Genomic DNA, 20,309 nt, shown 5'->3' with positions numbered 1-20,309 from the left:
CGTAACATCCGTCCCTTTCAATAAGCACAGGCACGGGCTTTTGGCAAGCAGGCAAGAGAAAAAACAGGCCTCGAACAAATGCACTGTCTGTTCGAAAATACCGTATTCCTGGCTCATATTGGGCGTTCAGGATTGCAAAAAGGCCCTGGCAAGCAGGGAGAAGGCCCCAAGGAGTACCATGACAAGGAGGCAGCGCTGGAAGAGACGCTGGGGTATGCGCCCTGCCACGGGCAGACCGGCCAGGGTTCCAAGAAGCATGCCCGGAATGCCTGCCAGGGAGTGGTGCACAACACTTTCGGTCACAAGGCCTGCCAGCACATCAAGCCCTGTGGCAAGGCCCACGCTGAAAACAAAGAAGGCGCCAAGGATCCCCCGGGCCACGTTCTTGTCCCAGCGGTTCAGGTAGACGCAGACAGCCAGGGGAATGCCGCCAAGGCCCACCACACCGGAAAAAAGGCCCGAGATGCTGCCCCAGCCAAGAAACATGAAAGTCGCGCCTTTCGCCCTGCCCCTTGTCTTTTCTGGCGCAGGAGCAGATGCGGGCTGCGACTCGCCCTTGCGCTCCAGAAAGTATTCCCAGACCACAAAGGCAATGAGCACGCAGCCAAGGAAGATCTCAAGCCAGAAGATGGGCAGATACTTGAGGCAAAGGACGCCTGCCACAAGTCCTGGCAGTGCGCCAAGACTCAAGAGGACAACACTGCGTGCATCGGCATAGCGGTAGAAGCGCAAGACAAGCATGACACCAAGCAAGGCTCCTATGACACAGGAGACAACAGCTGCCACAGTGAAATCAAGGGCCAGGAGCATGACCGGCAAGGCCACGAGATTTCCGCCAATGCCCGTGATGATATTGACGAATCCGCCCAAAAACCAGGCAAGAAAGGTGACGATGAGCTCTGTTTCCATTCCACTGCTCCGGGCTCCCGGCCCTCAGCCAGCATGCTCAAAAAAAGAGGGAGAAGCCTTGTCCACTTCTCCCTGTTCTCAAAGTCCTGTTCGCAAGAATGCTACCCACCCAGATAGGCTTCGCGCACGCTCGGGTTGGACAAAAGTCCCCTGGCCGTGTCCTGCATGACAACATTGCCCACTTCGAGCACATAGCCGCGGCTTGCAAGCCTCAAGGCAGCCCTGGCGTTTTGTTCCACCAGAAGGACCGTGACCCCATTGTCCGCAATGCGGCGTATGGTCTGGAAGATGCTCTTCACAAGCAGTGGAGCAAGGCCCAGGGAAGGCTCGTCGAGAAGAAGCAGGCGCGGCTGCGCCATGAGAGCCCTGCCTATGGCAAGCATCTGTTGCTCGCCGCCGGAAAGGGTTCCTGCAAGCTGTTCCCTGCGCTCCAGAAGGCGGGGGAAGAGCTCGTAGATCCAGGCCAGGGTGCGCTCCTTCTTCTCCCTGTCCTCCACCAGAAAGGCCCCGAGCTTCAGGTTTTCTTCCACAGTCATGGTGCCGAAGACCCTGCGGCCTTCTGGAGACTGGGCTATGCCAAGACCAACCACCTCGTGGCTCTGGTAGCGGGAAAGGTCCATGCCGTCAAAGACCACCCTGCCGCTGTCAGGCGTCACAAGGCGGCTTATGGACAAAAGGGTTGTGCTCTTGCCTGCGCCATTGGCGCCAAGCAGGGTGACTATCTCTCCCTCGTCCACATAGAGGGAGATGCCGTGCAAAACTTCCACCCGGCCATAGGATACGTGCAGATTGTCTATTTCAAGCAGAGCCATCAGAAATCCTCGTCCCCTTCGTCCGTGCCAAGATAGGCCTCGATGACGTCCGGATTGCTGCGCACAGTCTCCGGATCGCCCTGGGCTATGAGATTGCCGTGCTCAAGAACGACCAATTTCTCGCATATCTTCATGACCAGGCGCATGTCGTGCTCTATGAGCAAAACCGTTATGCCCCGCGCGCGTATGGCGGAAATGACGTCCACAAGGCTCGCAGTTTCCTGATCGTTCATGCCGCCGGCAGGCTCGTCCAGGATGATGAGCTCGGGATCCGCTGCAAGGGCTCGTGCCACCTCCAAAAGACGCTGGCTTCCGTAGGCAAGGGAACCTGCCTCGTCTTCCCAGTGGTCCTCGAGGCCCACAAACTTGAGCTCTTCAAGGCAGCGCTCGATGGCTTCCTCCTCCTCGCGCCTTTGGGAAGGCATGTGAAAAAGGGAGGAAAAGAGTCCGGACTTCAATCGGCAGTGGCGGCCAGCCAGAACGTTTTCCAGTACACTCAGCTTGCCGAAGAGGCGAATGGACTGGAAGGTCCTTGCTATCCCCATCTCGACCACCTTGTGGGGCTTTTTTCCCTTTATGGAATGGCCGCGGAAGAGAATGTCCCCCCGCTCTGGCACGTAGTTTCCGGTGATGCAGTTGAAGACCGTGGTCTTGCCTGCACCGTTGGGACCGATGAGGCCCACAATGGAGCCCTTGTCCACGGTAAAGGCCACTTCGTTCAGGGCCACGAGTCCACCAAAGATCTTGGTGATGGATGCAACTTCAAGAAGGCTCACTCTGACTTCTCCCTGGCTTGGGCCCTGGCTAGAGCCTTTTTGTAGATGCGGGGCAAGGGCGGCAAAATGCCCTGGGGCCTCCAGACCATCATGAGCATCATGGCAAGGCCGAAGAAAAGCATGCGCGATTCCGTGAGCCCGCGCATGAGCTCTGGCAGGCCAATGAAGAGGAAGGCGCTCACGAGCACGCCGAGCTGGCTTCCGCCAGAGAGAATGACCACGGCAAAGATGATCACGCTCTCCATGAAGTTGAAGGAGGCAGGGGCAATGGTGAGCATCTTGGCCGAATAGAGCGTGCCGGCCATGCCAGCCCAGAAGGCTCCAAGTACAAAGGCCATGAGCTTGTAGTGGCTCACGTCAACGCCGCACCCCTCTGCCGCGATGTCATCGTGCTTGATGTAGTTCAGGGCGCGGCCAAAGCGCGAATTCCACAGGAAATGGAAGAGCAGAAGGCTTATGCCGCACATGCCCCAGACAAGGTAGTAGAAGTGTATGCTCTTGACTATGCGAAAGCCGAAGGCCTGGGGACGGGAAATGCCGAAAAGGCCGTTGGAGCCGCCTGTGATGCCAAAGATGTCGTTGACAAGGGCAATGCGCACGATCTCCACAATGCCGATGGTCACGATGAGCAGATAGTCGCCGCGCAGGTGAATGATGGGCCGTGCAACAACCAGGGCCACAAGGCCTGCGGCAAGACCTGCCAGGGGCATGGTCCAGAAGATGGGCCACTGGAACATGGTGTTCAGGATGGCCGTTGTGTAGGCACCCACTGCGTAGAAGGCGGCATGCCCCATGTGGAAGATGCCGGCCTGGCCCAGGATGACGTTGAGGGAGAGGGCCAGGAGCGCGTAGAGGCCTATGCTCACGCACACGTCCGTCCAGTAGTTGTTCACAAAGAAGGGCAGGACCGCGAGCACAATGCCCAGGGCGAGGCCGGTGATAAAGCGAACCTTTCTTGCGTTCATAGCTTGTCCGCCGTCCTTTCGCCCAGAAGACCCGTGGGTCGCACGATGAGAATGAGGATGAGCACGAAGAAGGCCACTGCGTCCTTCCAGGCCACGGCAAAGTAGGCAGAGGCCATGGCTTCCACAACACCCAAAAGCAGACCGCCCACCATGGCGCCAGGGATGTTGCCAATGCCGCCCAGAATGGCAGCGGTAAAGGCCTTGAGGCCGTAGGACCAGCCCATGAGAAAGTCTATCTGCCCGTAGTAGATGCCAACAAGGATGCCTGCAGCACCGCCAAGACCCGGGCCTATGAGAAAGACCAGGGAGATGATGCGGTTCACGTTGATGCCCATGAGGCGGGCAGCCCCCTGGTCAATGGCAACAGCCCGCATGGCTGCACCCACCTTGGTGCGCAGCATGAAGACCTGCAGGGCAATCATGAGCACCACGCTCACGGCAATGACCAGAAGGCGCATGCCCGGAATCTGGTAGCCGAACAGGCTCACAGTGAAGTCCGGGCGCAGAAAATCGGGATAGACGAAAACGCGCGCTCCGTAGATGAGCATGAGCGCATTTTCGAAGAATATGGAGGCGCCAAGCGCGCTCACCACTGCCGATAGGCGCCCTGCGCTGCGCAGTGGCCTGTAGGCCACGCGCTCCAGAAGATAGCCCACAAGGGCCACCATGAGCGCAACAAGCACGAAGACCAGAAGCACCGCGAAAAAGGGCGGAAGCGTCTGGCCCAAGTGGCAGCTCACAAGCAGGGTGAGGCCCAGGTAGGCACCCACGGCAAAGAGGTCGCCGTGGGCAAAGTTGATGAGCTTGAGCACGCCGTAGACCATGGTATAGCCCAGGGCTACCAGGGCGTAGATACCACCTACGGCAAGGCCGTTCAAAAGCTGCTGTACAAAAAATTCCATGGCTTGTGACAGGGGAAGGGCCTCGCAAGAGGCCCTTCCCGTCCTTGAAGTCTAGTTCTTGGGCTCGATCCTGAAGGCGCCGGTCTCGTCCACGACGTAGACGCGGTAGAAATCGCCCACGCGGTCACCCTTCTTGTCAAAGCCCATGGTGCCGGTAATGGCGGGCAGGTCCTTGGCATTGTGCAGGAAATCCGCGATGTCCTGCGAGGTGGTCTTGCCGGCCTTCAGCGCAGCCTCGATGGCCACGAAGGCATCGCCGGCCATGACGCCCCACACGGAGACGGGCAGGCTCTTGTACTCGGCCTTGAAGTCGGCGAGGAAGGCCTTGGCTGCATCGGTGTCCATGTCCTGGGGAAGCGGCGGGCTCAAGAAGAAGTAGCCTGCAGCTGCAGCAGGACCTGCGATCTTCACAAGGTCTGCGTGGTTGGCTGCGTCACCGCCCATCATGGGCACTTCCCAGCCCATCTCCTTCTTCTGGCGCAAAAGCATGCCGGTTTCCGGATAGTAGCCGGTGAAGAAGATGAAATCGGGGTTGGCTGCCTTCATCTTGGTGAGGGAGGCAGTGTAGTCGCGCTCGCCGGGGGTGAGGGCATCGTAGAAGACGATGTTGACGCCACTGCCCTTGAGAGCGTCCCTGGTCTCTTCGGCCAGGCCCTTGGCGTAGGAGGAATTGTCGTGCACAAGGGCTATGTTCTTGAAGCCCTTCTTCTTGATGACATCGGCAGCGGCAAGGCCCTGGGCGTCATCGCGGGGACAGGTACGGAAGAAGTAGCCAAGGCCCTTTTCCGTGAGGCGGATGCTGGTGGAGCCTGTGGCGATCTGCACGATTTCGCTTTCGTCGTAGATGTTCTGGCTGGCCTCGGTCACAGCGGAACCGTAGGTGCCAATGACGGCAGTCACTTCAGAGGAGGCCAGCTTCTGGGCTGCAAGGGCTGCGGAGCGGGGATCACCCGCGTCGTCCTCGATAATGAGCTCGATCTTCTGGCCATTGATGCCACCCTGCTTGTTGACCTTGTCCACAAGCAGCATGACCACATTCTTCATGTCCATGCCTTCGGAAGCCCACTTGCCGGTCTGGGGGCACATGAGTCCCAGCTTGAAATCAGCGGCAAGGGAAGTGCCGCACATGGCCAGCATCAGCGCAAGCGCCAGGGCAGCCTTTGCAAATTTCCTCATAACGCCTCCTAAAGAAGTTGCATTGTCGTATTCCCTGCTCCGTGAGAGCATGGGCAGGCGGGAAATCGGAAGTATAGCGAAAAAACTTGCAAAAAAAAAGGCCCTTTTCCGCGTTGTCCACGGGAAAGGGCCGTCAGTGTTTGCTTTTCCTGTCTATCCCCTGCGGAACTGGCCACCTGCCACGTAAAAGGTGTTTTCCACTATGAAGAGGGCATGCGGATCCACGCCAAAGACAATGGTTTCCAGGCGCTTCAGGGCCATGTTGTTGGTCACTGTGAGCAGTATTTCCCTGTTCTGCCCGGAATAGGCACCCTTTCCGCGCAAAAGTGTTATGCCAAAGGGCTCGCTTGCCATGATGACCTCTGCCATCTCCTCGCCGCGGCCGGAGATGATGAGCACCATCTTGCGGTGGTTGAACATGCCAAGCACATAATCGAGCAGGTTGGCGCTGATGAAGATCATGATGATGGAAGCCATCACGTGATCCAGATCGTAGCCCAGCATAAAGCCCAGGGCAAAGACCACGCAGTTGAAGCAGAGCATGAACTGCCCTATCTGTATGTTCCACTTGTTGCGCAGGAAAACGGACACGATATCGAGTGCTCCGCCTGATCCCAGGGATCTGAGCATGATGCCGCCGCCGGTTCCGAGCAGCATGCCGCCAAGGACAGCTGCGTAGAGCTCGTTGGTGACAGGGATGACGTAGCCCATGTGGTTGTAGAACATGCCGGCCAGGGTAGTCACAAAGGTGCCGTAGAGGGTGTAGCACAAAAAGCGCCTGCTCACGACAAACCAGCCCAGGACGTAGAAGGGCATGGAAAAGAGGAAATACCAGATCGAAACGCTTGTTTCCTGGTCCAGAAAGTGCGCAAGCAAAGAGAGGCCCATGAGGCCTGTGGACAAAAAGTCGTGCTGCGGGCTTATGCACTGCAGGCAAAGTGCCTGCAAGGAACCGCCCACTGTGAGCAGAAAGAGATTCCAGGGTATGGATTCCGCAAGCTTGCGATTGTATGTTTTCTTCAGCATGGATTCACTATAGTGATCTGTTGCAGAGAACAGATCCTCCTTGTGTTGATGTTTATGGAAAAAAAAACTTTGCAGATATACGACCGAGAGTCCATGACGCTTGTCACATGACTCACTTCACGAAGGAAAATGGCAGGACCGAATGAGTACGCTGACAGGTATCCTCAGAAGCTCTGCACCCTTGCTCACAGAAATCTCGTCCTCGCTGACAGCGCGGAAAACAAGCTGACGAAAAAGCGTAGCTTCTTCTCGCTCATGCGCTCGGGCTCGTTCGTCTTCCACCCCCAGGAACTGGCATGTGTGCAAAAAGCCCTTTCAGCGGACACGCTGATCACGCCACAAGTGCGGGCGCGCCTGGCAAGCAGCAGCTTGGAGATACCATATTCCTGGCAAACTGCTTCCATATCCTTGCTGATACCTTTTCTGTGCAGGCCAAGTTCGCGCCTGACATCATCTTTCGGGAAAAGAAAGGCTCCGCTGATGGCAGTTGCCCTACGTTCCTGTTCCTTGTCGGGCATGTCGGAAGGCCAGACAAACATGAGATCTACCAGCTTCTGCACGAGAGTGGAGCGCATGCGTTCGGCATGCATGTTCTTGTTGAGCACTACATAGGGACGCCCATTGATCGTTCCGCCCAAACAGGAAAATTGCCTGTCTCCATCATGCAAATAGACAAGAATTCCTTTGTTTTCCAATAGTTGTATCAGATTGCCAACTGGTCCTTCCTCTGACAGGCGAAGACATTGCCTCAAGTGACGGGCGTTTTCTTCATCCGACAAGGAAAACTCCAGGGTATGGCAGACAGGAGTCGGGGGAAGCACTTCCCCGCCAAGTACTTCCACAATACTGAAAAATCGGGAGAAGTATTCCTCTACAGCCTCGCGCACAAGGTCCTGCTGTGCCTTTGTGAGGAAACTGTTCCTTCTGAAGCTTCCATGCTGGAAGAGAAGACTCTGATCCCTCTCGTAGAGAAAATCGGCAATCGATCTGTTGAGCGCCTGGGCTATTTTCCTGATGATCGCAATGTCTGGGCGTCTTTTGTCATTCTCATAGTTGGAGATCGCCTGAGGCGAAAGACCAGCGCGATGCGCAAGCTCCTTTTTGCTTATCCCCTCCCTGAGGCGATAATATCTGAGATTCTTGCTGAACATTTTGCCTACTCTCCGGGTTCAGACTGCTCCGCACAAAAAAGATCAGGACAACAGACCGGCGACAGAGCCTCTTGTTGATTGTATGGACTTTTTTCCAAAAAAGTAAACACCTGTCCAAACAGGATAGAAGGAGCGCAGCACTTAGACGCAGAGAGCCCGTCCCAAAGGACGAGCTCTCTGCCCCAAAAATCACGGGCAGCACGCAGGGTTTCCTGCCATTTGCCCGCAATAACTTTTTATTCCGACCAGGACCTCTCCCTAGAAGAGGTTCCAGAGCATGCGCAGGGCAACAAAGATAAGGAAGATGGCAAAGCCCTTCTTCAGCTTGCTTGTGGGCAGCGAATGGGAAATGCGGGCGCCGATGGGGGCAGTGAAGAAGCTCACGGCTGCTATGCCGGCAAAGGCCATCAGATTCACGTAGCCAAGGCAGCCAGAGGGGAGATCGGGGGCACCCCAGCCTCCCACAACGTAGCCCAGGGCGCCTGCCACGGCTATGGGGAAGCCAATGGCTGCCGAGGTGCCCACCGCGTGATGAATGGGCACGTTGCAGAATGTCATGAAGGGCACGGAAAGGGTTCCGCCACCAATGCCAACAAAGCTGGAGATCAGGCCAATGAGCCCGCCTACCGAGGCTGTGCCCACAAAGCCGGGCATCTCGCGGGAGGCAGCGGGCCTGTAGCCCGAGAGCATCTGCGCGGACACGGCAAAGAGGAAGACCACGAAGAAGGCGCGCAGGAAAAAGACCGGCAGATGGGTTGCCACAAGGCCGCCCAGAAAGGTGCCGACCAAGATGCCCGGGGTGATGTTCTTCAGGATGTCGAAGTGCACGGCCCCACGCTTGTGGTGGGCGCGGGAGCTGGAGATGGAGGTGACTATAATCGTTGCCAGGGAGGTGCCGAGGGCCAGCTGATGGACCACAGCGGGATTGTAGCCGAACTTCGTGAACACAAAGTCGAGCATGGGCACGATGACAATGCCTCCGCCCACGCCAAGCAGGCCGGCCAGAACGCCGGCAATGGCGCCGCAGAACATGAAGATGAGAATGGACAGGATCATGACAAGCCTCGGAAAGGGAACCCCATGGCGAAATGCCCCTGGGAAAGTTTTCCCCAAAAAATATCGGGGGACGGGGAACCCTCTACACCAAAAGCAGGCTTCGGGAAAGGGACGACGAAAAAAAGAGCAAAGCTCTCCCCTGCCTTTTGCAGGACCGGATCCGCTCTTGCCTTTTGCGCCCGTATCTGTCATTTTGTCCTGCAGGGCAAAAGTGCCCCATATCATGGTATCTTGTCAGGATATCTTTCTGATATGACAAATTCGAGACGCAGGGAGAGAGCATGGAAACCTTGTTCGACCATGGGTCCGCACGACGGTACCACCACAAGGCATTGCGCCAGCGCTTTTCCTGTTTCCCTTTTTTCCGCCTCCCCTTTCAAGGGGTAACCAAGGCGGTTTTTTTGTGCCCAAAAAATCCCCCATCCATATCAACCTCAAAAAAGCCAGGAGTGTGTCCAAAGTGAATACCGACAACCGCTACCTCTGGAACCACAAGGATTTGCTCGACGTCTCTGCCTTGAGCCAGGAAGATGTCCTGCACCTGCTTGATCTTGCGCAGAGCTTTCAGGAGATCAACTCCCGGCCGGTGAAAAAGGTGCCCACTCTCAAGGGCAAGACAGTCATTCTTTTCTTTGTGGAAAATTCCACCCGCACCAAGACAAGCTTCGATGTGGCCGCAAAACGCCTGTCCGCGGATACCTTCTCCCTAGCCAAATCCGGATCGAGCCTGAACAAGGGCGAAAGCCTCAAGGACACGGCCCTGACCCTGCAGGCCATGAGCCCGGACATCATTGTCATCCGCCATTCGAGCTCAGGCGCTGCCGAGTATATCGCAAACCTTCTGCCCTGCAGCATTGTCAACGGCGGCGACGGCTGGCACGCCCATCCTACCCAGTCCCTGCTCGACGCCTACGCCCTGCGCTCGGTCTGGGGATCGGACTTTTCCGGCAAGACCCTGCTCATCCTGGGCGACATTGAGCACAGCAGGGTCGCGCGCTCAAACATCTTCCTTTTGCAGCTATTGGGCGCCAAGGTGCGCCTGTGCGGCCCCCGCACCCTGATCCCCCGCCAGACGGACTTCTGGGGCTGCGAGGTCTGCTCGGACCTCGACAAGGCTGTGGAAGGAGTGGACGCCATCATGTGCCTGCGCCTGCAGCTCGAGCGCCAGGAGGCTGGCCTTCTCCCCATGCTCTCCGAGTACTCGAAGCGCTACTGCCTCACATCCGACAGGCTCATGAAGGCCAACAAGGGCGCAGTCGTGCTTCACCCCGGTCCCATGAACAGAGGCTGGGAAATAGCCAGCGACGTGGCGGACAGCGAGCAGTGCCTGGTCCTGGATCAGGTCTCTGCAGGCGTTGCCGTGCGCATGGCCGTGCTCTACCTGCTCGGCACGCGCAACAACTAGGGCCACACTAGGGGCATAGCCCCGGTTTCACACAATCTTCTGCATTTTTCGGACACGAACTTTCAAGGAGGCAGGAAGAGGCCTTGGCCCTTCCTTAAAAGATATATGAAATTTTGCCTGACCAACGCATTGTATCTTGGATCGAAGGTCGACGTTCTTGTCGAGGACGGCCGCATTGTCACCATGGTTCCCCAGGGCAAGGGCCCGCAGGATGTCGAACAGGTGGACGCAAAGGGGCTTGTGCTCTTGCCTGCCCTCACGGACTGCCATGTGCATTTTCGCGATCCCGGCTTCGAGTACAAGGAAGATATAAACTCCGGGCTTGAGGCTGCGGCACACGGTGGCTTTGGCTCCGTCATCTGCATGCCCAACACCAAACCCGTGAACGACAGCGCGGCAGTCACGCGCTACATGCTGGAAAAGGCCGAAAAGACCCATCCCCATGGACCGAGGCTCTTTCCCGCAGCTGCTGCCACCCCCGGCCTCAAGTGCGAGGGGCTCTCTCCCCTGGCTGAGCTCAAGGAGGCAGGCTGCGTGTGCGTCACCAATGACGGTCGCCCCATGACCAACACGGAACTCATGCGCCGGGCCATGGAGTACGCCTGGGATCTGGGCTTGAAGTTCACGGACCACTGCGAGGACGATCAGCTTGCCCCTGGCTATCTCATGAACGAGGGCGAGATGAGCGCAAAACTCGGTGTCATGGGCCAGCCCGTGGTAGGCGAGGCCATACAGGTTGCGCGTGACATCATGCTCTCGGAGTATCTGGACATCCCTGTGCACATTGCCCACGTTTCCTGCGCCATGGCAGTGGACGTCATACGCCGCGCAAAGGAGCGGGGTGTGAAGGTGACAGCCGAGACCTGCACCCACTACCTCATGCTCGACGAAACCGAGCTTGCCGGCTACAACACCCTGGCAAAGGTGAACCCTCCCCTGCGCACTGCAAGGGACAGGGAAGCCATGCGCAAGGCTGTGAAGGACGGCGTCATAGACATCATTGTCACAGACCATGCGCCCCACGCAGAGTACGAGAAGAACACCACCCTGGATCAGGCGCCCAACGGCTTTATCGGCCTTGAACTCTCCCTGCCCCTGGTCTGGGAGCTTGTGCGCGAAGGCATCCTGAACGAGGCGGACGTCGTGCGCCTTATGGCAGTGCGGCCCAACGAAATCTTCAACCTTCCCTGCAACCGCTTCAACCCCGGAGACCCTGCGGACTTCATCCTCTTTGACCCGGACGAGGAGTGGGTGGTCGCAAAGGAAAACCTCTGCTCGAAAAGCTGCAACACCCCCTACATCGGCAAGACACTCAAGGGACGCGTAAAGCACCACTGGCAGGACGGCTGGCAGCTTTTCTAGGGAGGCGTATCATGAATGTGCGCAAGAGCGTGGTTGCCGGGCGCTTCTACCCGGGCACCGCAAAGGATCTGCAGGGCATGATCGCCATGTGCCTTTCCGGGGCCTCCACCTTTTTCGGGCCCGATGCCCAGCCGAAAAAGGATGCCCTGGATACCCCCTGCATGCTTATGCTGCCCCACGCGGGTTACATCTTCAGCGCTCCTGTGGCCTGCGCTGCCCTTCTTGGCACAAGGCTTCCGAAGACAGTGATCCTGCTTTGCCCAAACCACACGGGCTACGGCAGATCGCGCTTCGGGGTGTGGTCGGACGGAGCCTGGGAAACGCCCCTAGGCTTGGTGCCGGTAAACGCAGACCTTGCCCAGAAGCTTGCTGCGAAGAAGCCTTTTGCGGCAGACACGCTCTGCCATATGAAGGAGCACTCCATAGAGGTCGAGCTCCCCCTTTTGCAGGCCATGGCAACGAAGCAGGGAACGGACTTCGATATTGTGCCGGTGTGCATTGCAAGCCAGACAAACGCGGACCTCAAGGCAGCAGGGCTTGCTCTGGCCGAGGTGGCAGGTGACGCCATAGTGAAAGGCGAGGTGGGGATCGTGGTGAGTTCGGACATGAATCACTACGAGGACGAAAAGACGACCATGGCCAAGGACAATCTGGCCCTTGAAAAGGTCCTGGCAGAGGACGCACGGGGCTTGCTCGAAACCTGCGCCCAAAACTGCATTACCATGTGCGGCGCAGGTCCCATGGCCCTGGCGCTCCACGCCCTGCGCGCCATACGCCTTGTCCCCACACGCAAGGCCTGGCTTGTGGCCCACGAAACATCCGGCAGGGTGGCAGGCGACTTCGAAAAGGTCGTAGGCTACGCTGGCGTGCGCTTCTACCTCTAGCCCGAAACACCAAAGCCCGGAAAACAGACAAGGCGTCCTGCCGCAGTGCGACAGGACGCCTTCGAATTTGTGGTCGGGATGGCCCGATTTGAACGGGCGGCCCTCTGGTCCCAAACCAGATGCGCTACCAGGCTGCGCCACATCCCGATGGGTTTCCCCAATGAAAAACCCCGCAACGTTGAGGCCGCGGGGATTTTAGGCAAAAGTGGGGCGAAAGAAGAGGCTTGAACTCTCGGCCCTCTGAGCCACAATCAGATGCTCTACCAACTGAGCTACTTCCGCCACGCAGAAAGGCAATGTATACAAAGCCCCCTTCCTTGGCAAGTGTTTTTTTGCCCTTTTGTCAAAAAAATTTCATTTTCGTGATGCAAGGGGCCCAGGTCAGCCCTGGGACAGGGCTGGCAAAAATGTGGAATTTTGCAGATTTTCCGTCTATAGTCTGCTGGCTGGCTGCGCTTTGGGCAGCCCCAATTTTTGTCGCACCCAAACTGCCGTACAGGCAGAGAACGAAACACCGGATACTTGCATATGGACAAGCTGATCATAGAAGGCGGGCGCCCCTTGAGCGGCGTCATCGACGTCAACGGCTCAAAGAACGCTGCTCTCCCCATCCTGCTTTCCTCCATCCTTCTAGAGGGGCCGCAGGATTTTTTCAATGTTCCCAACCTGCGTGACATCCGCACGACCCTGAAGCTTCTGAACCTGGTCGGCTGCAGCTGCACCCAGGAGGGCAAGCGCGTGCACATGGAGCCGGGCACCCTGACCCCCGAGGCCCCCTACGATCTTGTGCGCACCATGCGCGCTTCTGTCCTGTGCCTGGGCCCCCTCATCGCCCGCCTCGGCAAGGCCACAGTGGCCCTGCCCGGAGGCTGCGCCATTGGTGCAAGGCCCGTAGATCAGCATCTGAAGGGCCTTGAGAAGATGGGCGCCACCTTTACCCTTGAGGGTGGCAACATCATAGGTCGCTGCGATCATTTGCGCGGCGCCCAGATAACCTTCGACATGCCCACTGTGGGCGGTACGGAAAACCTCATCATGGCTGCAGTGCTGGCAGACGGCACAACCCAGCTCAACAACGCGGCCCGCGAGCCGGAAATCACGGATCTCGCAAACTTCCTCAACAGCTGCGGGGCAAAAATCAGCGGCCAGGGTACCTCCACCATCGAGATCGAGGGTGTTACAAGCCTGAAGGGTTCCACCTATGCCATCATGCCGGACCGCATAGAGGCGGCAACCTTTTTGGCCTGCGTTGGCATGACAGGCGGAAGGATCGTGCTCACCCACTGCCCAGTGGACGCGCTCGAGTCCGTGATAAGCGTTCTTGAGTCCATGGGCATGCGCTTCGAGCACTGCGACGAGGGCTTTGCGGCGTCCATGTCGGGTCCCCTGAAGGCCACGGAAATACGCACCCAGCCCTACCCCGGGTTCCCCACGGACATGCAGGCCCAGGTCATGGCCCTCATGTGCCTTGCGCAAGGCGTGAGCATAGTGGACGAGCGCATCTTCGAAAACCGCTTCATGCATGCGCTTGAGCTTGTGCGCATGGGCGCAGACATTCAGATCAACGGCCACACGGCCCTTGTGCGCGGCGTGGATCACCTGACAGGAGCACCTGTCATGGCCTCGGATCTGCGCGCCTCTGCCTCCCTGGTCCTGGCAGGCCTTGCAGCCAGAGGCGAAACACAGATCCGCCGCATCTACCACCTCGACAGGGGCTACGAGCACATCGAGGACAAGCTGAGCGCAGTGGGTGCGAAGATACGCCGCGAGCACGAGGACGACTAGGCCTCAAGCCTGCGCAAGGAAAACGTTTTCCGGAAAAAACAAGGAGGCGGCGCCCCGGACAGGGGCGTCGGTATTGTATGAAAAAGCTTTGCCAACTTTCGCTTCTTCTTGCCTGCCTGGCCCTCGTCTGCCTCATACAGGGCTGTGCCGTGTACAGCACTGCCTCGGACGAGCGTCTGGTAGACACCATGGGCTCAGACAACGCCATTTCCGGACTGATCAAGAAGGACCTCATGGCCGAACGCTTTGCCGACGGCTGGAACATCAGCGTGCACTGCTTCTACGGCCACGTCTTCCTTGTGGGGGAATGCCCGAAGGAGATGCGCGCAAAGGCAGTGAAGATTGCCAAGAGGGACAAGAGGGTGCGCTCTGTCACAACGCACTGGTTCTCGCCAAGGGTGGCAGAGACCAACAACTTCGTGATGGCCACCAAGCTGCGCTCTGCACTCATAGGCACAGGCAACCTCAACTCCACCCGCATCGAGACCGAGGTGAACTCCGATCGTGTGGTCCTTTTGGGCGTTGCCAACGACAGCAACGAGCGCAAGACCGCTGTCAGGGCTGCCAGAGAGGTCAATGGCGTTTTGACTGTCACAAGCTACATCATGCTGCCCATGAAGCCTGGCTCGAACTTCAGGCCCACAGGCATTACCTACCAGGGCTTCCATCAGCCCAAGTCCCAGCCGAAGGCACCAAGGAACGCAGGAAAGACGCAGGCAAAGCCGCAAAAGGCAAAGCCCGCCAAGAGCGCCCCGCAAGGCCAGAATCTGCCTGACACGGCACCGGACACAAGTCCTGAAGGCGACACGCCCTTTGCCACTCCAGACGACACGCCCTATGGCGACATAGACAATGTCTAGCCCGTAGTCCCAAAGGGGCCGACCGGACATATCCGGCCGGCCCCTTTTCCCTGTCTTGTCTTTCTTGCTAGGCCCAGACCCCGGCAAGGGCTGTTCCGCAAAAAGGACATATGCCCGTGCAGGGCGTGAGCACCCGAAAGCCCGAGCGCTCCATGCACAGGGCGTGGCAATGGGGACAATAGGTGGCCTCGTCCTCCCTGTTTGCCACATTTCCTCCATACACGTAATGGAGGCCTTCTGCTCGGCCGATCTCGCAGGCCCTGTGGATGGTGGACGGAGGCGTACGAGGCCTGTCCTGCATTTGATAGCAGGGGAAGAAGGCGGACACGTGCCAGGGTGTCGAGGCTCCAAGGTTGTCACGGATGAAGGCCGCAATCTCGCGAAGTTCTTCGTCGCTATCGTTGAGGCCGGGGATGACCAGGGTTGTTACCTCCAGCCACAGCCCCATCTCCTTCATGAGAACCAGATTGTCCAGAACTGTCTTGAGGCTGCCAGCACACACGTCGCGGTAGAAGGCGGGATTGAAGGACTTCAGGTCCACGTTGGCTGCGTGCACAAGGCCCTTCAAGCACAAAAGAGGCTCCCTTGCCATGGCCCCGTTGGTCACAAGAATTACCTTGAGCCCCTTTTCGGCTGCACTCTCCCCTATGCCTTTCACAAGCTCGTAGAAAACTGTAGGCTCGTTGTAGGTGCAGGAAATGCTTGGCGCTCCTTCGCGCACGGCAAGGTCCGCAAGGGCCTTTGGCGTCACGCGGGTTCCCCTTGCAAAGCGCCCTGTGTCTGCGGGCATGCGGGAGATGCGCGAGTTCTGGCAGAACTTGCAGGCAAAGTTGCAGCCAAGTGTTCCTAAAGACAACGTGGCCGTGCCTGGCAGAAAGTGAAAGAGCGGCTTTTTTTCCACAGGATCCAGGGCAAGGCTTGCCACCTCATCGTCCACAAGGGTGAAGAGTGTGCCCTCCCTGTTCACGCGAACACCGCAAAAGCCTGCAGCTCCCTCCTTCACAAGGCATCTGTGGAAGCACAGCGTACAGCGCACTGCGCGACCCTGGGCTGCATCCACGCTGGCTCCATCGGCTGTATTGGCCCTTTCCCAGAAGAGTGCTTCTCTCATGCCTTCCTCCTCATGCCGTCATCCCTTGCAGCAGGCGTCCTTATCCCGCAAGCCAAATTGCGGTACAGACAATTGTACCGCGCCCTATGCATGTTCTGTCCCTTTTCTACAGCCTTTGCGCCCGTATGCCCAGCCCCCCAAATGCACAAGGGAACAGGACAGCAAAATCCTTTTTTCGGGATACAAAAGGAATACCGCAGTGTTACACAAAGCCCCCGGCAGCGTGGGAAAAATTGCTTTTCGCGCGCCTTTTTGCTTTGAAAATCAATACAATTTTTGATACCATGCCCTACCCAACAAGGAGTAACCCCTATGTCTTCAGAAAGGTCCAAAGCATATACCGCTTCCGGCGTCAACATCGAGGCCGGCAACGCCCTTGTTTCCCGCATCAAGGACATCGTTGCCAAAACCCACACCAAGGGTGTGATTTCCGACATCGGCGGCTTCGGCGGCCTGTTCCGTCCGGACATCAACGGCATGTCGGATCCTGTGCTTGTTTCCTCCACGGACGGCGTGGGCACCAAGCTCAAGCTGGCCTTCCTCTTTGACAAGCACGACACCGTGGGCATCGACCTCGTTGCCATGAGTGTCAACGACATCCTGGTTCAGGGCGCAACCCCGCTCTTCTTCCTGGACTACTTTGCCACAGGCAAGCTCGACATCGAGACAGCCCAGACAGTCATTGCCGGCGTGGCCGAAGGCTGCAAGCAGTCCGCCTGCGCCCTGCTCGGCGGCGAGACAGCCGAAATGCCCGACATGTACGGCGACGGCGAGTACGATCTGGCAGGCTTTTGCGTGGGCATCGTGAGCAACGATCGCCTGATCGACGGCTCAGCCATCCGCGTGGGCGATGCCATCATCGGCATAGCCTCCACAGGCGTACACTCCAACGGCTATTCTTTGGTTCGCAAGATTCTCGCAAAGTCCGGCCTGAAGGGTACGGATCCCTTCCCCGGCGAGGAAAACCGCACTGTTGCCGAAGTCCTGCTCACCCCCACAGCCATCTACGTCGAAACGGTCAAGTCCCTGTGGCGCGATCTGCCCATCAACGGCATGGCCCACATCACCGGCGGCGGCTTCTACGACAACATTCCCCGCGTGCTGCCTGCCACTGTGGAAGCGGACATCAACTTTGGCTCCTGGGACATTCCCCCTGTCTTCAACTGGCTCAAGGAAACAGGCAACCTCTCCTGGGAAGAGATGTGCCAGATCTTCAACACAGGCATAGGCTACGTTCTGGTTGTGCCGAGCGAAAAGGCCGAGGAGACCATCAACCGCATCAATGCCTTCAACCACAAGGCCTGGCAGATTGGCACCATAGCCAGGCGCGCCTCGGAAACAAGCGAGCAGCTTGTCATCAACTTCGGCGACAAGGCCTAGCCTCCAGGCATCCCACGCCTGGCAGCCATTAGGGAGAACAACCATGCTGCGTTTCCGTAACCTTGTCCTTCTTGCGCTTTGCAGCCTGCTTCTTCTGACAGGCTGCCAGAAGAAGCCTGCCTCCACAGCCGATGTGCCCAGGGTCCTGAGCCCGCGCTACTCCATAGCCGTTGTGCCCTTCTCCCAGCCCACCGAGGCCTGCAACCTCATCATGGGGCATCTGCCCGAAAACCAAGGCTGCATCCCGGCCAATCAGCTCATGCAGCTGGACAACGAGCTGCGTACCCTTCTGACGAGCAGGGAGAGCGTGCGCTCTGTCTCCTTCGAGAAGACATTGCCGCCCTTCCTTGCGACCAGCACAAGCTTCAGGGCGACCTCCGAGCCCCAGGCTTTGCCCGGCTGGGCAAAGTTTGCCAAAAAGACCGGCAAGGACTTTATCCTGGTGCCCCAGGTTCTGGACTGGCACGAGCGCGAAGGCTCTGCGGCAGGTGTCACAAAGTCCGCCAGCGTGCACATCGAGTTCTACCTCATCCGCACGCAGACAGGCACTGTGCACAGCCACCAGGTCTTCAGGGAAAAGCAGGAAGGCCTGACCAGCAACCTTCTGACAGTCGGCGACTTTTTCAAGCGCAAGGGCGCCTGGGTCACCGGCTTGGACCTTGCCCGCGAGGGCATGACCATCATGCTGCAGGACATGGGTCTTTTAAGCCCCTACGCGCAGCAGCCAGCCATACAGGGCAAAAAATAATCGTTTCACCAATTCGACCCAAAGCCTGACGCTTTCGACTGGCGTCAGGTTTTTTCATATCCCGACACAAAAGGAGAATACCATGCTTGTGCTCCCAGCTGTGGACATCAAGGACGGCGCCTGCGTGCGCCTGCGTCAGGGCAAGGCCAATGAAACAACGGTCTTCGCAAAGGATCCCGTAGAAGCTGCCCTGGCCTGGGAACGCCAGGGAGCACGCTATTTGCACGTCATCGATCTGGACGGAGCCTTCGAGGGAGAACCCACCAACAGGGCGCTTGTCAGGGACATCTGCTCGAAGCTGCAGATCCCCGTGGAACTTGGTGGCGGCATCCGCAGCATGGAGACAGCCAAAGCCTACATGGAGGCAGGTGTTACACGCCTGCTCATAGGCACGGTGGCCATAGACGAGCCAGAGCTTCTGGCAAGAATGTGCGAGGCATACCCTGGCAAGATTGGCGTCTCCCTGGATGCGAAGAAAGGCATACTCAAGACCAAGGGCTGGACCGAGGACAGCGGCGTAAAGGCCGTTGACGCGGTCAAAAAGCTTGTGGAGCTTGGCACTGCCTTTATAGTCTACACGGACATAGAGCGCGACGGCATGCAGCAGGGTGTGAACCTGGAAGAGATGCGCGCAATCTGTGAGGCTTCTCCTGTGCCTGTCCTTGCGGCAGGCGGCGTCACCACCCTTGACGATATCAAAAAACTCTACCCGTTAACCAGCCTTGGCCTTGAAGGTGCCATCAGTGGCAGGGCACTGTACGAAAAGACCCTGGACCTTGCCGAGGCCAATGCCTGGATAGACAGCCAGAAGGCCAAATAGCAAAGACTTTCTGATGCAAGGGGGGAGCCGTGAAGTTCCCTCCTTTTCAATGTCGTACCCGCATCCCATGGCCTGCCCATCGGGTGCTGCGACAAAATACGCAAGGGCATTCGAAAAGACCATGGGCAGAGTTGGTTGGCCGTACAGACATGACCTCTCTACTCAAAAGCATGTCCCTTTTCTGGCAGTGAGCGAAACAGGCAAGAGATAAGAAAAACCGAACATTGCCCGAATGAGGGAGAGCACCTATCCTTCATGAAACAGCAAATCATAGTAGGCCCCAAGCCTGCAGGAGGATATCATGAAGGTTTTGCTTGTGAACGGGAGTCCGCACCAAAAGGGCTCGACCTATACCTCGCTCATGGAAGTGTCCAGGACTCTGGAAGAGGAAGGCATTGGCACGGATCTCTTCTGGGTAGGCATCAAGCCCCTGGCAGGCTGTCTTGGCTGCGGCAAGTGCGCAGAAAAGAACCAGTGTGTCTTCAAGGACAGGGTGAACGAATTTTTGGACATTGCCGCAGACTACAACGGCTTCATCTTCGGCTCTCCTGTCCACTGGGGTGCCTCTTCAGGGCAAATCAAGTGCTTCATGGACAGGGCCTTCTTTGCCGACTTCAACGGCAATGGCGGACGCTTTGCCCTGAAGCCCGCAGCAGTCGTGGTCTGTGCCAGGCGTGCAGGCATCACGGCAACCATCGATCAGCTGAACAAGTACTTTGCCCTGTGCCAGATGCCCATCATCAGCGCCCGCTACTGGAACGGCGTGCACGGCCTGAATGCCGAGGACGTGGTGCACGACCTCGAAGGCATGCAGGACATGCGCTTCCTTGCCCGCAACATGGCCTACTTTCTGAAGTGCAGGGAAGCAGCCGACAAGGCCGGCATCCCCCTGCCAAAGCAGGAAGAGGTGACCTTCACAAACTTCATCCGCTAGAGCCACCAACAGCCAGCTCAAGGCCTCCGCTTCTCCCCCAAGGGGATGTGGAGGTCTTTTTCCTTGTGCTTGCTGGGGCAGGCTAAAGCCCTGGAAGGCTGTCTGCCCCCAGATCAAGAAAAAGCCCCGGAGCAGAATGTGCTCTACGGGGCTTTCATGAAAAATCTTGGCAACTACCTACTTTCCCACATGAAGATATGCAGTATCATCGGCGAAAAGGAGCTTAACTTCCGAGTTCGGAATGGGA

The 20,309-nt window shown here is 57.9% G+C and carries 19 protein-coding genes, 2 tRNA genes and 1 rRNA gene; 9 read left to right on the top strand and 13 right to left on the bottom strand.

Annotated features, from left to right (window positions below):
• Nucleotides 1–126: 126 nt before the first annotated feature.
• The 9 genes from B5F76_RS05285 to B5F76_RS05245 form a co-directional block, all read right to left on the bottom strand.
• Nucleotides 127–909: a sulfite exporter TauE/SafE family protein gene (locus tag B5F76_RS05285; protein ID WP_087352020.1), complete on the bottom strand. Its 783-nt coding sequence runs from the start codon at nt 907–909 to the stop codon at nt 127–129.
• A 101-nt stretch (nt 910–1,010) separates the two neighbouring features.
• Nucleotides 1,011–1,721, bottom strand: a complete 711-nt coding sequence (locus B5F76_RS05280; protein WP_087352018.1) for an ABC transporter ATP-binding protein — start codon at nt 1,719–1,721, stop codon at nt 1,011–1,013.
• Complete coding sequence (locus B5F76_RS05275; protein WP_087352016.1) at nt 1,721–2,497, bottom strand: ABC transporter ATP-binding protein; 777 nt, start codon at nt 2,495–2,497, stop codon at nt 1,721–1,723. The genes B5F76_RS05280 and B5F76_RS05275 overlap by 1 nt, the downstream gene beginning before the upstream one ends.
• Nucleotides 2,494–3,462 (bottom strand): branched-chain amino acid ABC transporter permease, encoded by a 969-nt coding sequence (locus tag B5F76_RS05270; RefSeq protein ID WP_087352014.1) that lies wholly within the window; start codon nt 3,460–3,462, stop codon nt 2,494–2,496. Before B5F76_RS05270 ends, B5F76_RS05275 begins: the two co-directional genes overlap by 4 nt.
• Entirely contained in the window at nt 3,459–4,364 is a 906-nt protein-coding gene (locus B5F76_RS05265) for a branched-chain amino acid ABC transporter permease (protein ID WP_087352012.1), read from the bottom strand. The genes B5F76_RS05270 and B5F76_RS05265 overlap by 4 nt, the downstream gene beginning before the upstream one ends.
• Nucleotides 4,365–4,415: 51 nt before the next feature.
• Nucleotides 4,416–5,540, bottom strand: a complete 1,125-nt coding sequence (locus tag B5F76_RS05260) for a branched-chain amino acid ABC transporter substrate-binding protein (RefSeq protein WP_087352010.1) — start codon at nt 5,538–5,540, stop codon at nt 4,416–4,418.
• Between the two features lie 153 nt (nt 5,541–5,693).
• The gene (locus B5F76_RS05255) at nt 5,694–6,566 is read right to left on the bottom strand and encodes a YitT family protein (protein ID WP_087352008.1); all 873 of its coding nucleotides are present in this window, start codon (nt 6,564–6,566) and stop codon (nt 5,694–5,696) included.
• Nucleotides 6,567–6,751: 185 nt separating this feature from the next.
• Nucleotides 6,752–7,717, bottom strand: coding sequence for a helix-turn-helix domain-containing protein (locus tag B5F76_RS05250; protein WP_087352007.1), 966 nt, complete (start codon nt 7,715–7,717; stop codon nt 6,752–6,754).
• Between the two features lie 258 nt (nt 7,718–7,975).
• Complete coding sequence (locus B5F76_RS05245; protein WP_087352005.1) at nt 7,976–8,773, bottom strand: sulfite exporter TauE/SafE family protein; 798 nt, start codon at nt 8,771–8,773, stop codon at nt 7,976–7,978.
• A gap of 460 nt (nt 8,774–9,233) precedes the next feature.
• Between B5F76_RS05245 and B5F76_RS05240 the strand changes: the two genes are divergently transcribed.
• The 3 genes from B5F76_RS05240 (at nt 9,234) to amrB (ending at nt 12,424) form a co-directional block, all read left to right on the top strand.
• A complete protein-coding gene (locus B5F76_RS05240; RefSeq protein ID WP_087352126.1) occupies nt 9,234–10,178 on the top strand; it encodes an aspartate carbamoyltransferase catalytic subunit in 945 nt (314 codons plus the stop codon).
• Between the two features lie 105 nt (nt 10,179–10,283).
• Nucleotides 10,284–11,540 (top strand): dihydroorotase, encoded by a 1,257-nt coding sequence (locus tag B5F76_RS05235; RefSeq protein ID WP_087352002.1) that lies wholly within the window; start codon nt 10,284–10,286, stop codon nt 11,538–11,540.
• A gap of 11 nt (nt 11,541–11,551) precedes the next feature.
• Nucleotides 11,552–12,424, top strand: a complete 873-nt coding sequence (amrB, locus tag B5F76_RS05230) for an AmmeMemoRadiSam system protein B (protein ID WP_087352000.1) — start codon at nt 11,552–11,554, stop codon at nt 12,422–12,424.
• Between the two features lie 70 nt (nt 12,425–12,494).
• Here amrB and B5F76_RS05225 read toward each other — a convergent pair.
• Nucleotides 12,495–12,571 (bottom strand) — tRNA-Pro (locus tag B5F76_RS05225).
• A 59-nt stretch (nt 12,572–12,630) separates the two neighbouring features.
• Nucleotides 12,631–12,706: transfer RNA gene (locus B5F76_RS05220), tRNA-His, on the bottom strand.
• A 246-nt stretch (nt 12,707–12,952) separates the two neighbouring features.
• Between B5F76_RS05220 and murA the strand changes: the two genes are divergently transcribed.
• Together murA and B5F76_RS05210 are read left to right on the top strand one after the other, a co-directional pair.
• Nucleotides 12,953–14,209, top strand: a complete 1,257-nt coding sequence (gene murA / locus B5F76_RS05215; RefSeq protein ID WP_087351996.1) for a UDP-N-acetylglucosamine 1-carboxyvinyltransferase — start codon at nt 12,953–12,955, stop codon at nt 14,207–14,209.
• Nucleotides 14,210–14,286: 77 nt separating this feature from the next.
• Complete coding sequence (locus B5F76_RS05210) at nt 14,287–15,069, top strand: BON domain-containing protein (RefSeq protein WP_087351994.1); 783 nt, start codon at nt 14,287–14,289, stop codon at nt 15,067–15,069.
• A gap of 67 nt (nt 15,070–15,136) precedes the next feature.
• On the opposite strand, the gene amrS is transcribed toward B5F76_RS05210, so the two are convergent.
• Nucleotides 15,137–16,180, bottom strand: coding sequence for an AmmeMemoRadiSam system radical SAM enzyme (amrS, locus tag B5F76_RS05205; RefSeq protein ID WP_087351992.1), 1,044 nt, complete (start codon nt 16,178–16,180; stop codon nt 15,137–15,139).
• Between the two features lie 312 nt (nt 16,181–16,492).
• Between amrS and purM the strand changes: the two genes are divergently transcribed.
• From purM to B5F76_RS05185, 4 genes are all read left to right on the top strand, one after another.
• The gene (purM, locus tag B5F76_RS05200) at nt 16,493–17,560 is read left to right on the top strand and encodes a phosphoribosylformylglycinamidine cyclo-ligase (protein WP_087351990.1); all 1,068 of its coding nucleotides are present in this window, start codon (nt 16,493–16,495) and stop codon (nt 17,558–17,560) included.
• Between the two features lie 43 nt (nt 17,561–17,603).
• A complete protein-coding gene (locus B5F76_RS05195) occupies nt 17,604–18,308 on the top strand; it encodes a hypothetical protein (RefSeq protein WP_239406967.1) in 705 nt (234 codons plus the stop codon).
• Nucleotides 18,309–18,390: 82 nt separating this feature from the next.
• Complete coding sequence (gene hisA, locus B5F76_RS05190) at nt 18,391–19,128, top strand: 1-(5-phosphoribosyl)-5-[(5-phosphoribosylamino)methylideneamino]imidazole-4-carboxamide isomerase (protein WP_087351988.1); 738 nt, start codon at nt 18,391–18,393, stop codon at nt 19,126–19,128.
• Nucleotides 19,129–19,429: 301 nt separating this feature from the next.
• On the top strand, nt 19,430–20,062 hold the full coding sequence (locus tag B5F76_RS05185) for a flavodoxin family protein (protein ID WP_087351987.1): 633 nt from the start codon (nt 19,430–19,432) through the stop codon (nt 20,060–20,062).
• A gap of 164 nt (nt 20,063–20,226) precedes the next feature.
• Here the strand turns inward: B5F76_RS05185 and rrf are convergent.
• Nucleotides 20,227–20,309 (bottom strand): 5S ribosomal RNA (gene rrf, locus B5F76_RS15565); the annotation flags it as partial.

Source organism: Desulfovibrio sp. An276 (assembly GCF_002159665.1).
GTDB lineage: Bacteria > Desulfobacterota > Desulfovibrionia > Desulfovibrionales > Desulfovibrionaceae > Desulfovibrio > Desulfovibrio faecigallinarum.
This window is presented reverse-complemented; position numbering and strand designations above follow the sequence as displayed.